Source organism: Lutimonas sp. (assembly GCF_051011215.1).
Classification (GTDB): Bacteria; Bacteroidota; Bacteroidia; order Flavobacteriales; family Flavobacteriaceae; genus Lutimonas.
In genome coordinates this window covers 1-2,846 of the sequence record NZ_JBPCUJ010000039.1, presented here as the reverse complement: position 1 = coordinate 2,846, position 2,846 = coordinate 1, and the positions used below count along the sequence as shown (strand labels likewise).

4 protein-coding genes are annotated in these 2,846 nt (G+C 37.0%); 1 reads left to right on the top strand and 3 read right to left on the bottom strand.

Going from position 1 to position 2,846, the window contains the following annotated elements; all coding sequences use genetic code 11:
- Both ACR2MV_RS04225 and psmB read right to left on the bottom strand, forming a co-directional pair.
- Positions 1-872, bottom strand: an 872-nt coding sequence (locus tag ACR2MV_RS04225; RefSeq protein ID WP_434020653.1) for an MBL fold metallo-hydrolase, incomplete at its 3' end; no start/stop codon positions are given.
- A gap of 7 nt (positions 873-879) precedes the next feature.
- Positions 880-1,521 (bottom strand): archaeal proteasome endopeptidase complex subunit beta, encoded by a 642-nt coding sequence (psmB, locus tag ACR2MV_RS04220; RefSeq protein ID WP_434020652.1) that lies wholly within the window; start codon positions 1,519-1,521, stop codon positions 880-882.
- Positions 1,522-1,610: 89 nt separating this feature from the next.
- Here psmB and ACR2MV_RS04215 point away from each other — a divergent pair, with 89 nt between their 5' ends.
- Positions 1,611-2,654 carry an NAD(P)-dependent glycerol-1-phosphate dehydrogenase gene (locus ACR2MV_RS04215; protein ID WP_434020651.1) on the top strand — a complete coding sequence of 348 codons (1,044 nt, stop codon included), beginning with the start codon at positions 1,611-1,613 and terminating at the stop codon, positions 2,652-2,654.
- A gap of 1 nt (position 2,655) precedes the next feature.
- Here the strand turns inward: ACR2MV_RS04215 and ACR2MV_RS04210 are convergent.
- A partial coding sequence (locus tag ACR2MV_RS04210; protein WP_434020650.1) for a hypothetical protein occupies positions 2,656-2,846 on the bottom strand: 191 nt, incomplete at its 5' end.

Here is a 2,846-nt window from a genome sequence, read left to right as displayed (position 1 = left end):
ACTTTGATTGCATCTAATTGAATTAGATTCATCATAGGAAGAGTTGGTTCTGTACAATAAATCGGACCTTTGTAACCATATTTACACAATGTTGGTAAGAATCCAGTATGATCCAAATGTGCATGTCCAATTACTACTGCATCAAGTTCATCTAATGTTAGATTTAGAGAATCTAATCTAGGATATGCATCCATTGGTGAACGTGCACCAGGATTAATTCCACAATCAATTAGGATCTTACTTTCAGGAGTGGATAGTAATAAGGAAGATCTGCCAACTTGACCAAATCCACCAAGAGTAAAAAGAGAAACTTCAGTTCTCTCAGACAATCTAGGTCTGAAAATTTCATCACCAACTTGTTTAAGCTGTTTACTCCTCTCAGAGGAGTATTGTTTTAGAGTTGAATTGATTGTTTGAATTGTACGAGAAGGTATAGTTGTGGATTTTCTAATGCGTAATTTCCATCCTGTTTTTTCAGTAACTTCAGCATGATTGAATTCTTTTGCATCTCTTTGTAACAACCAAGGTCTTTTTGCTTCAACTGAGACTTCACCAGTAGCTGTATCAAAGAGAGTTCCTTGTAGATTTGCATCTTTTGGAACACATTCTGCAATAATTCGTCTAGCTTCATCTTCAGGTTTTCTAATTGATTCATCAGTTCTTACAACAATTCTTTTTTTGATTACATTTACAAGATTTGATATTGTTTCATTATTTTCCATTAAATAACGAGGAGTATTTGTGTAAAGAGCAATTCGTGGTCCTTCGTATTCTATTTTTGTAACATTTGCTTCTTTGGGAATACTTTGCAGTATGGTGGCCATTATATTTTGGCTAGAAGGTAATTCTTTTTGTTGTTGTTTTCTTTGCATTAAATCACTAAAGTTCGATGACTGCTTTCTTTTGTTCATCGGTCAAAAGACGGAAACCATCTTTATCCATTATTGCGACGTTAATTCCATCGCCAGTACCAATGTTTCTAACTATTGCGGCTTTGACAGCTCTTAGAGCTACTTTTTTTGCTTCTTCAACGGTAAGATCCTCTCGATACTCCTCTTCAAGCAAACCATAGGCTACAGGAGAGCCGCTACCTGTAGTTACATACGATTTCTTTTCTACTGAACCAAACATGTCAATGTTAAACAGTGCAGGTCCGTCTGCGTCATAACCACCAACTAAGATGTCAGCCATAAACGGATAACCTCTGTTTTGATGGAAGATTAGGGAACATAGTCTAGCAAGAGAATGAATTGAGATTGGGGTTTGTTTTTCAACCCTATGAAGATTTGAATGGTATCGTAGGATATCTACAATATTTTGAGCGTCTGCGACTCCGCCTGCCAATGTCAGTCCAGCATGCAAGTCGATTTTTTGAATTTTCATGGTGTTGTTATTTGCAATAAAGTAGCCTGCACTGGCCCTCATGTCGGCACACAAGACGACACCGTCTTTAGCCTTGATACCTACAGTGGTAGTCCCGTGCAGAATTTTTTCTTCAACATTATTTGACAAAAAATACACCTATTAAGATAAAGTAAGTGGCATGTCACCCTTTTAAATAACTTTTTGATCTCGTCAAATCATAAATAATGATAAAAAGTTAAAATCGCATGCAATCTCATTCAATGGAGTTACCCAGATTAATTGAGATTGGTGAGAAGAATATTGCTGATTTTGGGAGATTTCTAAATTCGCTAAATAGGCCGAAAAAAATTTCGCTGGTGTCTGGAACAAATGTTCAAAAGGTTTTAAGGAAAAAAATTGAAAAATCACTGAAATCAAATAAGATTCAATTTGTGTGGCATACATCAAAAGACAACCAAATTGATTCATTGAATCAAATTCAAAAAAATGTAAAAAAAGATGATTCTAGTTTGATTGTGGGTGTCGGCGGAGGCCGTTCTGTTGATACTGCAAAGATGATCTCCTATAACCTGGGTAAGCCGTTTGTTAGCATGCCTACTGCTGCTTCGCATGACGGAATGGCAAGTCCGTTTGTTTCTGTAAAAAGTGAAAAACCACATTCAATAGTCGCATCAGCACCGATGGGAGTTTTTGTAGACATTGATGTGATAAAAAAGGCACCCTCAAGGTTGCTTTCCAGTGGATGCGGAGATCTTATTGCAAACATTATTGCGGTAAAAGACTGGCAACTAGGATACAAAAAGAAAAAGGAATACTATGGCAGGTATGCAGCAGATTTGGCCATGATGAGCGCTAAGATAGTCATGGAGAATTCTTCGGGTTTTGCAGAGAAGGGGTTGGATGCAAGGGTAATTGTCGAAGGCCTAATCAGCGCAGGAGTGGCATCATGTATTGCAGGAAGCAGCAGACCCTGCTCTGGCGCAGAACATCTTTTTTCACATGCGCTTGATCAGATTGCTCCAGGGGTTGGACTACATGGGGAAAAGTGTGGAATTGGAGCTATAATGATGGCGAAATTGCATGGACTGGACTGGAAAAAAATTGTAAAGACATTGAAGGATGTTGGAGCCCCAACAACTGCAAAACAAATTGGTCTTAAACCAGATGTAATAGTAGAAGCTTTGATTATTGCACAAGAATTAAGACCAGAGAGATATACCATTTTAAAAGAAATTAAAATGACTGAAAAAAGAGCAACGAATCTAGCAAAGAGTACTAAAGTAATTTAATTTAAGCAGCTTTTTGTTCAGGTGCTTTTTCTTTTATTTCAGGTTTCTTTTCCTGAGCTTGTTTATTGACATGTGTTTCAACAAAGCTTGCTTTAGTCAAAGTTGGAACAAATTTGAAAATATCTAATTGAATAAAGTGTTTCATTATTTGTAAACCATCTGCACGTAAAATTTCCTCAGGAATTGTAATAC

What these genes read in the sequence shown, in the direction of transcription:
- ACR2MV_RS04215 (WP_434020651.1), top strand. Translation starts at nt 1,611, where the DNA reads ATGCAATCTCATTCAATGGAGTTACCCAGATTAATTGAGATTGGTGAG.